The sequence below is a fragment of the Paenibacillus jepli genome (assembly GCF_047238105.1).
Taxonomy (GTDB): domain Bacteria; phylum Bacillota; class Bacilli; order Paenibacillales; family Paenibacillaceae; genus Paenibacillus_D.
Map to the genome: position 1 here is coordinate 6,253,819 of NZ_JBDFMD010000001.1, position 16,399 is coordinate 6,270,217.

The 16,399-nt window shown below is 58.2% G+C and carries 17 protein-coding genes and 1 other annotated feature; all 17 genes read left to right on the forward strand.

Features of this window, described 5'->3' with window-relative positions; genetic code table 11:
• Nucleotides 1–35: 35 nt before the first annotated feature.
• The 17 genes from ABC336_RS26485 to ABC336_RS26565 all read left to right on the forward strand — a co-directional run bounded on the left by ABC336_RS26485 (nucleotide 36) and on the right by ABC336_RS26565 (nucleotide 16,392).
• The gene (locus ABC336_RS26485; RefSeq protein WP_413241516.1) at nucleotides 36–1,310 is read left to right on the forward strand and encodes an Rne/Rng family ribonuclease; all 1,275 of its coding nucleotides are present in this window, start codon (nucleotides 36–38) and stop codon (nucleotides 1,308–1,310) included.
• Between the two features lie 79 nt (nucleotides 1,311–1,389).
• Nucleotides 1,390–1,477, forward strand: a sequence feature (ribosomal protein L21 leader region).
• 14 nt (nucleotides 1,478–1,491) lie between these two features.
• Nucleotides 1,492–1,803 carry a 50S ribosomal protein L21 gene (gene rplU / locus ABC336_RS26490; RefSeq protein ID WP_413241517.1) on the forward strand — a complete coding sequence of 104 codons (312 nt, stop codon included), beginning with the start codon at nucleotides 1,492–1,494 and terminating at the stop codon, nucleotides 1,801–1,803.
• A 12-nt stretch (nucleotides 1,804–1,815) separates the two neighbouring features.
• Complete coding sequence (locus tag ABC336_RS26495; protein ID WP_413241518.1) at nucleotides 1,816–2,151, forward strand: ribosomal-processing cysteine protease Prp; 336 nt, start codon at nucleotides 1,816–1,818, stop codon at nucleotides 2,149–2,151.
• Between the two features lie 15 nt (nucleotides 2,152–2,166).
• Nucleotides 2,167–2,478: a 50S ribosomal protein L27 gene (rpmA, locus tag ABC336_RS26500; RefSeq protein ID WP_413241519.1), complete on the forward strand. Its 312-nt coding sequence runs from the start codon at nucleotides 2,167–2,169 to the stop codon at nucleotides 2,476–2,478.
• A 118-nt stretch (nucleotides 2,479–2,596) separates the two neighbouring features.
• Complete coding sequence (locus ABC336_RS26505) at nucleotides 2,597–3,334, forward strand: Spo0B domain-containing protein (RefSeq protein ID WP_413241520.1); 738 nt, start codon at nucleotides 2,597–2,599, stop codon at nucleotides 3,332–3,334.
• 13 nt (nucleotides 3,335–3,347) lie between these two features.
• Entirely contained in the window at nucleotides 3,348–4,670 is a 1,323-nt protein-coding gene (gene obgE, locus ABC336_RS26510; protein ID WP_413241521.1) for a GTPase ObgE, read from the forward strand.
• A 340-nt stretch (nucleotides 4,671–5,010) separates the two neighbouring features.
• Nucleotides 5,011–5,448 carry an ACT domain-containing protein gene (locus ABC336_RS26515; protein WP_413241522.1) on the forward strand — a complete coding sequence of 146 codons (438 nt, stop codon included), beginning with the start codon at nucleotides 5,011–5,013 and terminating at the stop codon, nucleotides 5,446–5,448.
• A gap of 31 nt (nucleotides 5,449–5,479) precedes the next feature.
• Nucleotides 5,480–6,766, forward strand: a complete 1,287-nt coding sequence (locus tag ABC336_RS26520; RefSeq protein WP_413241523.1) for a homoserine dehydrogenase — start codon at nucleotides 5,480–5,482, stop codon at nucleotides 6,764–6,766.
• A gap of 4 nt (nucleotides 6,767–6,770) precedes the next feature.
• Nucleotides 6,771–7,754, forward strand: coding sequence for a homoserine kinase (thrB, locus tag ABC336_RS26525; protein WP_413241524.1), 984 nt, complete (start codon nucleotides 6,771–6,773; stop codon nucleotides 7,752–7,754).
• Nucleotides 7,751–8,617 (forward strand): prephenate dehydratase, encoded by an 867-nt coding sequence (gene pheA, locus ABC336_RS26530; RefSeq protein ID WP_413241525.1) that lies wholly within the window; start codon nucleotides 7,751–7,753, stop codon nucleotides 8,615–8,617. The genes thrB and pheA overlap by 4 nt, the downstream gene beginning before the upstream one ends.
• 57 nt (nucleotides 8,618–8,674) lie before the next feature.
• The gene (gene ilvE / locus ABC336_RS26535) at nucleotides 8,675–9,553 is read left to right on the forward strand and encodes a branched-chain-amino-acid transaminase (protein WP_413241526.1); all 879 of its coding nucleotides are present in this window, start codon (nucleotides 8,675–8,677) and stop codon (nucleotides 9,551–9,553) included.
• 173 nt (nucleotides 9,554–9,726) lie between these two features.
• Entirely contained in the window at nucleotides 9,727–11,190 is a 1,464-nt protein-coding gene (locus tag ABC336_RS26540; protein WP_413241527.1) for a LysM peptidoglycan-binding domain-containing protein, read from the forward strand.
• Nucleotides 11,191–11,322: 132 nt separating this feature from the next.
• The gene (locus tag ABC336_RS26545; protein ID WP_413241528.1) at nucleotides 11,323–11,943 is read left to right on the forward strand and encodes a BofC C-terminal domain-containing protein; all 621 of its coding nucleotides are present in this window, start codon (nucleotides 11,323–11,325) and stop codon (nucleotides 11,941–11,943) included.
• Between the two features lie 195 nt (nucleotides 11,944–12,138).
• Nucleotides 12,139–12,642 (forward strand): crossover junction endodeoxyribonuclease RuvC, encoded by a 504-nt coding sequence (gene ruvC, locus ABC336_RS26550; RefSeq protein ID WP_413242610.1) that lies wholly within the window; start codon nucleotides 12,139–12,141, stop codon nucleotides 12,640–12,642.
• Complete coding sequence (gene ruvA, locus ABC336_RS26555) at nucleotides 12,639–13,253, forward strand: Holliday junction branch migration protein RuvA (RefSeq protein WP_413241529.1); 615 nt, start codon at nucleotides 12,639–12,641, stop codon at nucleotides 13,251–13,253. Before ruvC ends, ruvA begins: the two co-directional genes overlap by 4 nt.
• Nucleotides 13,254–13,270: 17 nt before the next feature.
• Nucleotides 13,271–14,287 carry a Holliday junction branch migration DNA helicase RuvB gene (gene ruvB / locus ABC336_RS26560; protein ID WP_413241530.1) on the forward strand — a complete coding sequence of 339 codons (1,017 nt, stop codon included), beginning with the start codon at nucleotides 13,271–13,273 and terminating at the stop codon, nucleotides 14,285–14,287.
• 20 nt (nucleotides 14,288–14,307) lie between these two features.
• Nucleotides 14,308–16,392, forward strand: a complete 2,085-nt coding sequence (locus ABC336_RS26565) for a SpoIID/LytB domain-containing protein (RefSeq protein WP_413241531.1) — start codon at nucleotides 14,308–14,310, stop codon at nucleotides 16,390–16,392.
• The last annotated feature ends 7 nt before the right edge of the window (nucleotides 16,393–16,399 follow it).

The window sequence follows — 16,399 nt, forward strand, 5'->3', positions numbered from 1 at the left end:
CGGTCATAAGGACCAGGGGCAGGTGAAAGATCGCGATGCGGCAATTGCTGATTCAGAAAAAACCGGAACAAACCATCATGGCCTGGCTGGAGGACGGCCGGCTCGTGGAGATCCAAGCGGAGCAGCTGCAAGGCAAACAGGCGGCAGGCAGCATCTACAAAGGCCGGGTGGTCAATGTGCTGCCGGGGATGCAAGCGGCATTCGTCGATATCGGCCAGGGCAAAAACGCTTTTCTCTACATTGACGACTTGTTGCAGCCCAACGGCGGCGAGCGTGCAGCTGCGGTCAAACCGTCCATTACAGAACTGGTACGGGTGGGTGAGCAGCTGTTGGTGCAGATCGTCAAAGAGCCAATCGATGGCAAAGGAGCCCGGATTACGACGAATCTCGCGCTGCCGGGGCGCAGCCTGGTATATATGCCCAGAGGCGGTTATGTCGGTATATCCAAGAAAATCGCCTCCGAACAGGATCGGGCCAGGCTTCGGGCGGCAGGGGAGTCCTTGCGGCAGCCGGAGGAGGGCATCATCCTGCGTACTGCAGCCCAGCATGCCTCGGCAGAAGAGCTCGCCCAGGATGTCCTGCGGCTGCGCCGGACCTGGGAGGACATCGCCGGCGCCGCAGCGGACTGCGAAGCGCCGATTGCGCTATACAGCGGAGCGACGCTGGCGCAGCGCATCTTAAGCGAACTTTTGACGGATGGACCGGATGAGCTGTGGGTCGATGACGAGCCAATCTATGACGCCGTTGCGGAGCTGCTGCGGCAAGCGGCAGCAGAGCTGCTGCCGCGCCTTCGGCTTCATGCTGAAGAGAGCGACCTGCTGGAGAGCCGGGACGTGACAGGGCAGCTGGAGCGCGCATTTGCACGTCGCGTGAGATTGCCAAGCGGCGCAGAGCTGGTATGGGATCAGACGGAGGCGCTTACGGTGATCGATGTCAATACCGGCAAATTCGTCGGCACCGATACGCTGGAAGATACGGTGTACCAGGTTAACCTGGAGGCAGCACAAGCGATCGCCCGCTTGCTGCGCCTGCGGGATGCGGGCGGCATCATACTCGTCGATTTCATCGATATGACCGAGGAACAACACCGCTCTGCCGTTAAGCAGCAGTTTGAGGAAGCGCTGAAGGCCGACAAAACACAGAGCCATGTCCTTGGTTGGACGAGACTTGGTCTGCTGGAGATGACGCGGAAAAAGACCCGGGAGAGTGCGATAAGCCGTCTCTACGAGACCTGTCCGGCCTGCCGGGGACGCGGCAAACGCTATGCGGGGCTGGGAAATGTCGGCAGCAGTGGTCCAGGCAAGCGATAGCGCGTCGGGAAGACAGTTTTAGCTTGCATTTGCCTCAGGGATATGATAGAATACTCCAGTGTGTCTAGTGTTTTGGCTAGTCATGCTACAACCGCTCCGGTCGGGTAATGAAGCGCTGCGGACAGAGCGCCGCTGCCACCTGGGATCAGGCGAGTCTTAGACATGAGGAGGTGCACCATCCATGTACGCAATTATTGAAACAGGCGGTAAGCAGTACAAAGTTCAGGAAGGCGATGTGCTTTTCATCGAGAAGCTGGACGCAACTGCAGGCGACAGCTTTACGTTCGATAAAGTATTGGCCGTTTCCAATGGCGAAGGGCTCGTAACAGGCACGCCGCTGGTAGCAGGCGCGAGCGTCTCGGCAACTGTCGAGAAGCACGGCAAAGGTCAAAAAGTCATCGTATACAAATACAAGCCGAAGAAAAACTATCGTCGCAAGCAAGGTCATCGTCAACCGTACTCGAAAGTAACCATCGGCAAGATCCAGGCTTAAGAGGATCCTGCGGTGATACGGATAACCTTCGAGCGCAGGCAGGCTGACAAGACGATTGCGGCCTTTACTATTGAGGGACATGCGCAGTACGCGCGGGCAGGCAAGGATATCGTCTGCGCCGGCGTATCGGCGGTTTCGGTAGGTACGGTGAACAGCATCGAGGCTCTGACCGGCGTCGTATTGCCCGCTTCCATGAAGAACGGCTGGTTATCCTCGGACGTACCCTTGACCGGTTCGCCGGAGACGGATGCCCAGGTCCAGCTGTTGCTGGAATCGATGCGAGTCATGCTGGACACCATACACCAATCGTACGGCAGATTTGTCGTTATTCATGAACATCTGATGTAGAAGGAGGGAACCACCATGTTGAAACTGAATCTTCAGCTATTCGCCTCGAAAAAAGGCGTCGGCTCGACGAAGAACGGACGCGACAGCCACTCGAAGCGTCTCGGCGCCAAGCGTGCGGACGGCCAGACTGTCACAGCCGGCAGCATCCTGTTCCGTCAGCGCGGCACGAAGATCCACCCGGGCAACAACGTAGGTATCGGCAAGGATGATACTTTGTTCGCCAAAGTGGAAGGCGTGGTCAAGTTTGAACGCTGGGGCCGCGATCGCAAAAAAGTGAGCGTGTACCCGGTTGATGCAGCTCCTGTAGCTGCAGCTGCTGAAAATTAATCGCCATAAAAATAACCCCGGCCTGATGATTTGCGGCCGGGGTTATTTTATGGCCTGCATACGCAGGACATGCTATACTGTTAAAAGTTGTGAATGATAAGAAACGGGGAGCAGGGTCATGAATCGCTTGCGTTGGTGGAAATACGGCGCAGCCGCGTCGATCGCGGCGCCCGCCGCTCTGGTCTTGGCGGCGCATAGCAATATTGCATCACACCTGCTGTTCGTAGCCTGGGTAACCGCTGCAGCTGCCGTGTGGATCGCAGCTGAGCGGAAGGAGCAGTCCGGGCGTCTTGAACAGGCTGTGGACGACGTGCGGCTTGCTTCGATCCGCACACTCAATCATCACCGGCATGACTGGATGAATGAGCTGCAGGTGCTCTACGGTTATATCCGCCTCCAGAAGCCGGATAAAACAGTTCAGTGCGTGGAGAGAATAAGGGACAGGATGATCATGGAAAGCCGGATCGCCAAGCTGGGCGAGCCGGAGCTGGTACTGTTCCTGCAAACGTTCCGGACGGCTTCCAAGTCCTTGCAGCTGGAAGTCATACTGGAGGAAGAAGTGGATTGGACGGCGCTTGGCAGAGACAGCGGACTGCACGCGGATCGTCTCACCGGTCTCATAGAAGCATATCGCCACTGCAGCCGTGCCGTCCAGGGCGATGCGCCCCGGCTGCTCCTGGAGATGGCGCAGTATGATGGGGTGGTGGAAGTGATGATACAGTTGACGGGAGAGCTCGAGGATCCGCCTGCGATGGAGAGGCAGATCAGAGAAGCTGTGGCCGACTCCCGGTTTCGTATCGTGACCCTAGCACCGGAGATGAACCGCATTGTGCTGCAGGCGGAGACGGGCTATTGAATGGAGGAACATCATGTTTGTAGATAAAGCGAAGATATTTGTAAAAGGCGGCAATGGCGGAGACGGGATCGTCTCCTTCCGCCGCGAGCTGTACGTACCCGAGGGCGGCCCTGCCGGCGGAGACGGCGGCCGGGGAGCGGATATTATCTTCCGGGTCGACGAAGGGCTGCGCACACTGATGGATTTTCGTTATCAGCGGCATTTCAAGGGCGAGCGGGGACAGAAGGGCAAGATCAAAGGAATGCATGGCGCCGGCGCTGACAATATGATCGTGAGAATCCCGCCTGGCACCGTTATTATTGACGACGATACCCAGGAGACGATCGCAGATATGACGCGGCACGGCCAGGAAGTTGTCGTCGCCCGGGGCGGACGCGGCGGAAGAGGCAATATCCGGTTCGCTACCCCGAACAATCCTGCTCCACATATCGCCGAGAATGGCGAGGAAGGGGAAGAGCGCTGGATCATCCTTGAGCTCAAGGTGATGGCTGACGTGGGTCTGGTAGGCTTCCCTAGCGTAGGCAAGTCCACTCTGCTGTCGGTAGTATCCGCTGCCAAGCCCAAGATCGGCGCATACCACTTCACGACGATTACACCCAATCTCGGCGTAGTCGATGTCGGGGATGACCGCAGCTTCGTGATGGCGGATCTGCCGGGACTGATCGAGGGCGCGCATGAAGGTGTAGGACTCGGCCACGAGTTCCTCCGTCACGTTGAGCGGACGCGGGTCATTATCCATGTCGTTGACATGTCCGGTTCCGAAGGAAGAGATCCGTTCGAGGATTGGCTGGCCATCGGCGAGGAGCTTGTCCAGTACAACGCGAAGCTGGCTGAACGACCGCAGGTCATCGCCGCCAACAAGATGGATATGCCGGAATCCGAAGCTAACCTGGCGGCTTTCCGCGAGCGGCTGGCGGAGCATTCGGGCGACCGCGTCTACGAGATTGTGCCGATCTCTTCGTTGACCAAACAAGGCATCCAGGAGCTCCTTTACAAGGCTGCGGATCTGCTCGATACGATCGTCGAAGAACCGTCGGTGGAAGCGGCGCAGGCTGACGAAGAGCGCGTCGTCTTCAAGTATGAGAAAAAAGAAGACGAATCCTTCACGGTCCATTACGATGATGGCATCTATGTTGTCGAAAGCGCCCATATCGAGAAGTTCATAAAGCGCCATAATCTGAACTCGTATGATGAGGTCATGCGATTCGCGAGAGTTATGCGCAAGATGGGCGTGGACGCTGCGCTGCGCAAAGCGGGAGCGAAGGATGGCGATCTGGTGCGGATCGGGGATTATGGGTTTGAGTTCTTCGAAGGCAGCGACTATATATTCGAGTAAAGGTAGTTCAAAAGTCCGCTTTTGATCACGAAGTAATTCAGAGGAGCGATCTCGACATCGAATCTTGAATGCAGTCTAAAATTCCGGTGCTCACGTAGCCTCCACTACGCTCCGCTCCTCATTTTCTCCTGCCTCCAACCTTCTCGGTGCTGAAAACCGGACGTTTTGAACTTTGATTTAAAGTTGTTCGGTGCTGGACGTTTTTACGTTGATTGAAAGCTTCCTTCGGGAGGCTTTTTATTTTTTATATTCTTTCTTGAGCGACCTATTGCCACAGGTGACAGAATTCGATATAATGTCCACTATACGAAGACGATTGTCTATTGGGGGAGGACGATTAATGACAGAACGTTATTATGTCGTTCGAGAAGATATGCTTCCGGAAGCGATTATCAAGACGATGCAGGTCAAAGAAATGCTGCAGCGCGGTGAGGCGCCTACCGTCCATGAGGCAGTAGAGCGGGTGGGTCTGAGCCGGAGCGCGTTCTACAAATATAAAGACGGCATCTACCTGCTCGATCAAATGGAACGTGAGCGCATCGTTACGATCGCGATGGATCTGGATCATCGATCAGGCGTCCTGTCCAAAGTGCTTGCCCTGGTAGCAGATTCAGAGGGCAACGTACTGACGATTCATCAGAGCATCCCGCTGCAGGGCATGGCCGGTGTGGTCATCTCCGTCGATACGGGACTGATGAAGCAGCCGGTGACGGCGCTGATCGAAGCGATCCGGCAGCAGGACGGGGTGCGCAAGGCAACGCTAACCGGACAAGGCTAGATTAGAACCAGACAGTGGAGGGGAATTTATAATGAAATCTGTAAAAGTAGGATTGCTTGGACTGGGCACCGTCGGCACCGGTGTGGTGCGCATCATCGAAGGCCATCAGGAGGATCTGCGCAGCCAGAGCGGCTCGGAGATCGTTATCCATAAAGTGCTCGTGCAGAACCGCGAAAAAGCGCGGAGCATTGCGATCGATCCGGACAAACTTACCGAGGATCCGTATGATATTATCCACGATCCGGAGATTGACGTCATCGTCGAAGTGATGGGCGGCGTGCAACAGACCAAGGAATACATCCTCGAAGCGCTGGCCAGAGGCAAGCATGTTGTGACGGCCAACAAAGATCTGATGGCGCTGCATGGCCCGGATATCCTGCAAAAGGCGCAGGAGCAGCGCTGCGATGTGTTCTACGAGGCCAGCGTGGCAGGAGGCATCCCGATCATCCGGACGCTGATCGACGGTTTTTCTTCGGACCGCATCACCAAGATCATGGGCATCGTCAACGGCACGACCAACTATATGCTGACCAAGATGGCCCAGGAAGGCGTCTCCTATGACGAGGTGCTGAAGGAGGCGCAACTGCTCGGTTATGCCGAAGCCGACCCGACCTCCGATGTCGAGGGACTCGATGCAGCCCGCAAGATGACGATTCTGTCGACGCTGGGTTTCCGTGCCAATGTGGCGCTTGAGGACGTCAGCACCAAAGGCATGACAGGCGTCAGCCGGGAAGATATTCTATATGCCAGCAGGCTGGGCTACGTCGTCAAGCTGCTCGGCATCGCTGAGCGGCAGGATGACCAATTCAGCATTACTGTGCAGCCGACTATGGTGAAGAATACCCATCCGATCGCCTCTGTAAACGGCGTTTACAATGCGGTATATGTATACGGAGAAGCGGTGGGAGAAACGATGTTCTATGGCGCCGGAGCGGGCGAGCTGCCAACCGCGACGTCGATCGTCGCCGATCTGGTTGCAGTCGTCAAGAATCTTAAGCTTGGGGTGAACGGACTGCAGCAGACTCCCGTTTACAAGGAGAAAAAACTGAAGACGGATGAGCAGATCTCCTCCAAATACTTCATCTTGCTGCATGTTGACGATCGGGCCGGCGTGCTTGCTCAGATCACGCAAGTATTTGCGGACCATGAAGTCAGTCTGGAATCGGTCCTGCAGCAGCCTAATTCGGCCAACCCCGAAGCCGAGATCATCATCATCACGCATGATGCGAATAAAGCGGCCGTCAATCGCGTGTTGGACCAGTTCAGCACACTGGGCGTGATCCGCAAAGTGAAAAGCGTCTATCGGGTAGAGGGATAGGCGGATGAAAGCAACCGAATATCCAAGAGTCATCGTCAAGGTGCCTGCCAGTACGGCCAATCTCGGGCCGGGGTTCGATGCGCTGGGCATGGCTTTGTCGCTCTATGCCTGGGTCGAGATGAGCGTGGCCGAGACGACAGAGATCACGCTCTATGGCGACGGCATGGAAGGTATCCCAACCGACAAGTCCAACCTTATATACAAGGTGGCGCAGCAGCTATTCCGCGAGGTCGGGGTATCGATCCCGGAGCTGAGAATCGCCATGTATAGCGAGATCCCGCTGACCCGGGGCCTGGGCAGCAGCGCTTCGGCGATCGTCGGCGCGCTTGCCGCAGCCAATCGGCTCACAGGGTCACGGCTCAGTCAGGAACGGCTGTTCCAGATCGCGACCTCACTGGAAGGGCATCCGGATAATGTCGGTGCTTCCTTGCTGGGCGGCATCGTCGTCGCCGCTTGGGACGGGGAACGGGCGGAAGCGATCCGGCTGGAGCCTCATCCGGATCTGGAGGTACTCGTCGCGATCCCGGACTTCCAACTGTCGACGGATAAGGCCAGACATGCTCTCCCTGAGAGCTACAGCAAGCAGGATGCCGTCTATAATGTAGGACGCAGCTCGCTGCTCGTAGCTGCCCTGGCCTCCGGCAATCTTGGCGTCATTCGTCATGCGATGAAGGACCGGCTGCATCAGCCGTACCGCGCCGCGCTGATCCCCGGGATGGAGCGCATCCTCGCGGAAGCGACCGAGCATGGCGCCCTCGGGGCCGCGCTCAGCGGCGCCGGACCGACGATGCTGGCGCTGGTGGACAAGAAGAGCAAGCAAAAACAGAAACTGGAGCAGTTCTTGCTCTCTTCATTGGAGCAGCAGCATAGCGGGGCAGAGGCCCGCTGGCTCCTCCCTTGTCTGGAAGGCCCTGTTGTCACGATACTTGACGAATCGCACGGCGACATCACGCTCATGGAGTGGATCAAAGGAGAAATCACCGCATGATCAGTGCAGCATTGCTGCCGCAAGGCAGTGTTTCCGATGAGGCGGCGCGATATTTGTTTGCCTCCACGGAGACAAGTTGGAGTTACTACAAGTCGATAGCCGATGTCTTCCTGTCCACGGCAGGCGGCAAGACGGACTACAGTATCATCCCGATCGAGAATACGATCGAAGGCTCGGTCAGCTTGCACATGGATTGGCTCGTCCACGAAGTACAGCTGCCGATCCAGGCAGAGTGGGTGTTCCCGTCCCTGCAGAACCTGATCGGACGAGCCGAGGAGTGTCTGGACGAGCAAGGACGGCTGGACTATGCTAGAATAAAAAAAGTGCTCAGCCATCCGGTCGCGATGGCCCAGTGCACGAAGCTGCTCAGGGCTCACCTGGCGCATGCCGAGATGGAGCATATCGGCAGTACCGTGGAGGCAGTGGCGATGGTCAAGGAAAGCCGCGAAGCCGGCTGGGCCGCGATCGGTACGCGAGCGGGGGCCGCCCTCCATGGTCTGGACCTGCTGCAGGAGGAGATCACAGACCATAACAACAACTTTACCCGCTTTCTGCTGGTGGGCGACCGGCCGTTTACGGAACGGAGCTCCGATACCTGCAAGACGACGATTCATATCACGCTCCCCGAGGATTACCCCGGGGCGCTTCATCAAGTGCTCTCTGCCTTCGCATGGCGACGCATCAACCTCTCCCGCATTGAATCACGGCCCACCAAACGCATGCTGGGGAGCTATTACTTTGTGATTGATATCGAGATGTCCATGGATACCGTGCTGCTGCCTGCCGCGCTGGAAGAAATCCGAGCGATCGGCTGCCAGGTGCGCAACATGGGATCCTACCCGTCCTTCCAATATGAAGGCTAATCTCCCGCAGGCCCGACCCGGGTCTGCCAACTACTCTATCGGAGGTGTCACCAACGAATGGCTGAGCAATGGATTTACATAAACGGTGAATATGTCACGAAGGAAAATGCGAAGGTGTCCGTCTACGATCATGGCTTCTTGTATGGAGACGGCATCTTCGAGGGAATCCGCATCTACGGGGGCAATATCTTCAAGTGCAAGGAGCATCTGGAGCGGCTGTATGATTCGGCGAAGTCGATCATGCTGGATATCCCGCTGTCTTATGAGGAGATGGAACAGGCACTGGTCGAGACGATCCGCAGGAACGGCCTGCGTGACGGGTACATCCGCCTGATCGTCTCGCGCGGTCCCGGCAACCTCGGTCTTGATCCAAAGCGTTGTCCGACTGCCTGGGTGATCATCATCGTCGAGCAGCTGGCGATCTATCCGGAGGAGGCTTACAAAAACGGGCTGGTGTCGGTATCCGTCACGCAGCGCCGCAACATCCCGGACGCGCTCAATCCGAAGATCAAATCGCTCAACTATCTTAATAATATCCTCGTCAAAATCCAGGCCAATCTGGCCGGAGTAGGCGAGGCCATCATGCTCAATGCCCAGGGGTATGTAGCCGAGGGGTCGAGCGATAACATTTTCATCATCAAAAAAGGCGTCGTCTACACGCCGCCCTGCTACATCGGGGCGCTGGAAGGCATCACGCGCGGCACGATCATGGAGCTGTGCGGCAAGCTTGGCTATCCGCTTAAGGAAGAACCGTTCACGCTGCACGATGTCTATGTCGCCGACGAAGTATTCTTCACAGGCACGGCCGCCGAAGTCATCGCTGTACGCGAAGTAGACGGCCGGATCATCGGCTCCGGACAAGCGGGCCCCATCACGACACATCTGCTGTCGGAATTCCGGGATATCGTAGAAGTCGATGGCGTCAAAGTCGACTAAGCTCTGGGAACAACAGGCAAGTCTCCTGTTTTTGGACAGGAGGCCGCCTGTTTTTTTTTATTTCTAGGGGACATCCGCCTAAGTTGTGCATAGGATGTAATGATTGGGCGGCTAGGTTCCGGGGAGGTGTCCTGCGGCCGCAATACGAGAGATGTGACAAGGAGGTACGGTCATTGAAGATCCATATTGTCAAACAGGGAGACAGCCTGTTTCAACTTGCCGGCAAATACGGGGTGACTGTGGAGGAATTGCTGAAGCTTAATCCCGACATCGCCAACCCCGATGAAATCCAAGTGGGGATGAAAATCAAGATCCCTTCTTCGGCAAGCAAGCCGCCAGAGATGGCAATTGCCCATCAGCATACGGTGAAGCAAGGGGATACCCTGTGGAAGCTGTCCAAAGCCTGGGGTGTGCCGCTCGGCGATCTGATCAAAGCGAACCCCCAGCTGAAAAATCCGAATGTGTTGCTGACCGGTGAAACGGTCCATATCCCCAAAGCTGCGGAAGCCAAAGAAACAGACCTGCATCTGCCGGAGATGCCGATGATGCCGGAGCTGCCGGCGATGCCGATCATGGAATCGCCGCCGGGCAAAACATCGACAGCGCCGATCGCGATGTTCCCTGGCAAGACGTCCACCGCGCCGGTGACGCCAATGCCGGAACCGATGCCGCACCCGCAGCCGGTCTCTGAACCGCCGAAGATGGTCCACCACCATCACGCGTACCCGATCCATCTGGAGTATCATAAGTCAACCACGCTGTTCCAGCAATCGAAGCAGCCGGCTGTGGAGGCGGGGGCCCATGACATACCGAAAACTTATGAGCCTGCTCCTATGCCTTCTTACGGAGCTCAGATGCCAGTCGCCGGAGCAGCATCGCAATGGCCGGGGATCTCCGAGCTGCAAGCGGCGCCGGGCGGCTATGGCTACAGCTATGCCGCGCCGCAGGCCTCGCCAGGTCAGGCTGGGGGATACGGTGGCTATGCGGCACAGGCCGCGCCGGCTCAGGCTGGGGGATACGGCGGACATGGGGCACAGCCTGCAGGTTTTGGCGGCTACGAGCTGCCGCTTGAGACCACATCGACAGGCGGAGAGATGACGGCAGGCTATGGTGGATACCCGATGCAACCGGCCTGGGACGGTGCCGGTCAACCGTTGCCGGGCAGCCCGGGCATGATGCAGGGACCATGGCATCAACCGGGGGGGCCGTGGTCCGGCGGCATGCATCCCGGGTATGGTCCGGGTCCGGGTCCGGGACAGATGGCATTTCCTGGGATGATGGGCGGGCCTGCGGAGTTGATGGGCTATCAGCAGCAACCGCCGCAGCCGCTAACGAGTTATTACACGCCGCAAGCATATGGTCAGCCAGGAGGAGTTATGGGGATTGCAGATCAAGGCTACGGAGGTTCTGCCACCGCCTTCGGCGCGCATCCTCCCGCCAAACCCTGCGACTGCGGCTGCCAGGACAAAAGAGTAGATGAGACGGATACTGGAGCCGAGGTTAAGACGAGTACGGCCGCCGTCAAACGATCTGCTGCTGCGGGCAAGAGCGGCAGAGCCAAGACGTCTTCCGGGCGTAGCGCCGCCAAACGGACTGCGCGCCGCAGAAGCCAGAATCAGCCTTGGATTAACAATTAAAGTCATGGCAGCCCCGCCGACTGCCCGGAGTGCAGATGGCGGGGCTGCTGATCTGCCCTCCAACCAAGCGAAAAAATGCATAATCCGTCTTCAAAGGGTTAAGCTACTAAAAAAAACAGAGGGGTTTGGGCTATGATGGCTTTAAGAAGGTGGATAAAGATCAGAAAAAGGTGGCTTCGAGGCAAAAAGCTGCTCAGCATCTTCGGCGCGTTTCTTCTGATATGCGGCTCACTGTTCGCACTGCCTGCAGACGATGCGTCAGCGGCTGAACCTGCCCGACGTCAGCATGAGCTCGAAGCGATGCTGCAACAGTCGACTTCCTGGACAGTCAAACATGTCCGCAGGTATATTTGCGGAGAAGAGATGACGGCGCTCGGCAAGCTGGATGGTCCTAAGGTGCGGCGACTGCTGGACGAGCATCCCGACTGGACGGCAAAACTGACGTCCGCGGATGAGCTTGTACTGCTGGAGCAGGTCGAAGATTTCTCGGAGGATTGCAAGCAAGGAGCTTACTTCAGACTGGACAAGCTGGGTCAGCTCTCGTTGTTCGAAGGACCGCCGGAGCAGGAGCGCGTGATCCGGACCTTCTTCCAGCTCGATACCAGCTATATGGAGAGCAGCCTCCCCAAGCAGCACTGGGAAGCGTTGACGGAAGGCATCCGGGTAAACGATGTGGAAGAATATCAGAGCGTGCTCTCGACGTTCAGTGAATACGCCCTGCATGCTTCCGGACTAGATAAATCACCGGGTTAACAATACATTTTTCGACTCGCCCCGAGCGCCAGACGCTTCGGGGCGATTTGCTGCTTCCGGCGTGTTCTCATTCCTACGAACATTTGATATAATGAAGTGATAGAGATCGTTCAACCGGTTTGATATGAACGGCTCATAAGCTATAAGCCCTACATACGTAGCGTATTCGGAAAACAACAGATGGGAGAGAATATTTTGCGTGTACTGGGGATTGATCCGGGGATTGCGATTGCCGGATTCGGTTTTATCGACAAGCAGGGACATAAGCTGACCCCTGTCCAATACGGCTCTATTCAGACAGAATCTCATACACCTCAGGAGACCAGGCTAAAGCAGGTATACGAAGCGATGGTCGCCCTGCTGGAGAAGTACAAGCCTGAAGCGGTCGCCGTGGAAAAGCTGTTTTTCAACCGGAATGTGACGACTGCGTTCGCCGTAGGCCAGGCGAGGGGCGTCATCATGCTCGCTGCGGCGCAGCGCGGTCTGCCAGTGTTCGAATATACGCCGCTGCAAGTGAAACAGGCGGTTGTCGGATACGGCAAAGCCGAGAAGCGGCAAGTTCAGGAGATGGTAAAAATGCTGCTTAAGCTCTCGGCGATTCCCAAACCCGATGACGTTGCAGACGCGCTTGCCATCGCCATTTGTCATGCGCATTCGGCAGTGCTGCAGCGCAGATTGGGAGAGGTGAAGCCGCAATGATCGATTTTATCCGAGGACAGGTCGTCCACTGGGAGACGGAGTACATCGTGCTGGACGTTCGGGATGTCGGCTACCAGGTCTTTACGCCGAGTCCCTATGCTTTCGCCAGCCGGCAGGAGCCGGTGACGGTGTACACGCATCATCATGTGCGCGAAGACGCGATGCTGCTGTACGGATTTGCCACCCGGGAGGAGCAGCGTCTGTTCCGTCAACTGCTCGAAGTCTCCGGCATCGGGCCGCGCGTGGCGCTCGGCATCCTGGCTGGAGGCAGGCCGGAGGCGGTCGTCTCCGCCATCCAGCAGGAGAATCTCGGCTTCCTGACCAAGCTGCCCGGGATCGGCCGCAAGACGGCGCAGCGGATGATCCTCGATCTCAAGGACAAGCTGGCCGCGTTGCCGGCCGGCGACCATCCACTGGAGAGTGGAGAGCTGGAAGCGGCTGCCGGTACGGACGGCAGCGCCGTCTGGCGGGAAGCGAGAGAAGCGCTGACGGCTCTTGGCTATACGCAGGCTGAGCTTGATCGGGCGTGGCAAGGACTCAAAGACGAGGCGGAGGGCGCATCTGTGGAGGTCTTGATGAAGAAGGCGCTTCAGCATTTATTTAAAGGTTGACAGGGAGGAGGGCAGCTATGGAGGACAGGATTATCTCCGCCAACCTGATGATGGGGGACGAGGCTGTGGAGCTCAGCTTGCGTCCACGTTACCTTGCGGAATATATCGGGCAGTCGAATGCCAAAAGCAATCTGAAGGTCTATATCGAGGCGGCCAAGCTGCGCAAGGAAGCGCTTGATCATGTCTTGCTGTACGGACCGCCGGGACTGGGCAAGACCACGCTCTCTAATATTATTGCCAATGAGATGGGGGTACAGCTGCGGACGACCTCCGGGCCGGCCATCGAGCGGCCGGGAGATTTGGCGGCGATCCTTACCAATCTCCAGGAAGGCGACGTCCTTTTCATCGACGAGATCCATCGTCTGCATCGCACCGTCGAAGAAGTATTGTATCCGGCGATGGAAGATTTCGCGCTCGATATTATGATCGGCAAAGGGCCAAGCGCCCGCTCGGTCCGCCTTGATCTGCCGCCATTCACGCTAATCGGCGCCACCACGCGGGCCGGTCTGATCTCAGCGCCGCTGCGCGACCGCTTCGGCATCGTGAGCCGCTTGGAGTTCTACACGGTGGACGAACTGGCTTTCATCGTCTCCCGAGCGGCGGATATTCTGAGCGTGGAGATGGTGGGCGAGGCGGCCGAAGAAGTGGCGATGCGCTCTCGCGGGACGCCGCGAATCGCCAACCGGCTGCTCAAGCGGGTCAGGGATTTTGCACAGGTGCGGGGTGACGGCGTCATCACGCATGAGCTCGCCCGCTCGGCACTGGAGCTCATCCAGGTCGACCCGATGGGTCTGGATACGATCGACCACAAGATGCTGCAGGCGATGATCGGCAGCTTCCGGGGCGGCCCGGTCGGCCTGGATACGATCGCTGCGACGATCGGCGAGGAGAGCCAGACGATCGAGGACGTATATGAGCCTTATCTGATGCAGATCGGCTTCCTGCAGCGGACGCCGCGCGGCCGGGTCGTCGCTCCCAAGGCGTATGTTCACTTGGGACTTCCGGTCCCGCAGGACAGCGGAGGTGAGGGCTGAAGATGAAAGGGGAACAGACAATGGGAACAGCGAGCTCTCCCAGCCGCAGGCATCTGTCATTATGGAGATGGTTCAGCGGATGGCTAGCAGTCTGTGTTGCAGCGGCTGTCGTGGCTGCGTGGCCGGCAGCCGCAGCCGCCGAAGGCAGCAGCATTCGTGTCGGCTTGTTTTTTAATCTGCCTGGGAAGTATACGACGACGACGCCGTCAGCGTCCTTGAGCAGTCCACAGGGGCTGCAGGTCGGGATCCGCCAGGCGTCCGGTCAGGCCGTTCATGCCGTCAGCGGCGGCAGCGCGACCTTCACGCTGCATGATTTCAAGGTGACCGTGCTGCAGACCTCGGATTACAACGAAGCTCAGACTGTCTACAAGCGTCTCCGCGAGAGTACGGCAGCTGTCTGGCTGACCGCTTCGCCCGGCGCTGCTGGCCAGCTCTATGAAGTGACCGAAGGCAGCTATGCCGGTGCGGTCGAGGCGCGGTCGGCGGCGGAGCGTCTGAGCAGGGGCGGCTATCCGCAGGCTGTCGCTGCCGGTCCGCTGCAGCTGGAGAGCGCGCCATACAGCTCGCTGGCCCAGGCCAGAGAAGCCCAGTCGGCTTACGGGGCGATGGGGCTGAGCACGGATATCGGGCTGCGCATCGGCTCCTCGGGAGTGATGGAGTACGTCGTTTTGTTAGGTCGTGCTGCCGATGCGGCTGGGCTGGAGGCTGTACGCAAGCAAGCGGGGGCGGACAGCCTGCGGACTGCATCGCAAGGCACGCTGCTGGTGCTCCGCGAGGATCACAGCCGCAGCGGCGGAGCAGCCGGTTCGGACAACTTATATCTGCTGGGGTCCGCTGTGAAAGCCTGGGTCAGCACGGCCGGGGAGGCGGGCATCACATTGAGTGAACGTTCAGGCAGGACGTACCGTGGCGCATTTGAGCTGAGCAGCTTCAACGGCCGGCTGGCCGTCGTCAACGAAGTGCCGCTGGAGCAATATCTCTATGCGGTCGTACCGGCTGAGATGCCGGCCTCCTGGCCGGCGGAAGCGCTCAAAGCGCAAGCGGTTGCCGCTCGCACCTATGCGCTCTACAAAGGCACGAGCTTCGAGATCGCCGACGTCGTCGACGGCGTCCAGAGTCAGGTGTACCGGGGGATCGCTGATGAAGCAGCCGCCACCAATCAGGCCGTTGATGCGACGGCTGGAATGGTTGCCCGTTACAATGGTCGTCTGATCGAGACGCTCTTCTCCTCCAGCAGCGGCGGCGCCACCGCCAATGCCGAAGAAATCTGGGGCAACCAGGTGCCGTATCTCGTAAGTGTGGCAAGCCCGGATGAAGCATCCGAAGCGGGATTGTACAGCTGGTACCGGGTGGCGCTAGCCGACGGCCGCAATGGCTATATCCGCGAGGATATCTTGGAGCCTGTCAGCGAACGAACCGCAGCGGGAGCCCAGATGATGCGGGTAAAAGAAGAGCAGACCAACATGCGGCCGATCCCGCTGATCCAGGAAGGCGTCGAGCCTGTTGCCAGGCTCGCCAGAGGAACGCTTGTCACCGTGCTGGAGAAGACGGTACAATCCAACACCAACAGTTGGGTAAGAGGGCCGTTCACGTCTGCCGACATCGTCGCTTCGCTGCAGGGCAAGCTGCTCACTCCCTTTAACGGGCCGATTCGTACGCTCGAGGTAAGCCAGTACGGCCCTTCTCAGCGAGCCACAGAGCTGCAGGCTAATGGGGCCAGGCTCGATATCCGTTATCCGGATACGTTCCGGTCAGCGCTCGGGGGCCTGCCCAGCACCCGTTTCGTCATCGACGAAACGGCGAGGGTAACGCTGCAAGGCGCCGGCGGGGTCACAACCGAAAAGCCAGTCGACACGAGCCCGGTGATGGTGCTGGGCGCTGATGGTCAGGTGTCGGCGATGAATCAGGATAACTACTACATCATGGGCGGCGGCGGGGAGCTGCGCGCGGCCACGAAGGATCCGCTTTTCCGGTTCATCGGCCGCGGCAACGGACATGGGGTCGGCCTGTCGCAGTGGGGCGCGCGGGGGTTAGCCGAACAAGGGTATGATTACCAGCGTATTTTGCAATACTATTATACTAATGTAACTATAGGTAAGGAATGACAGCCGG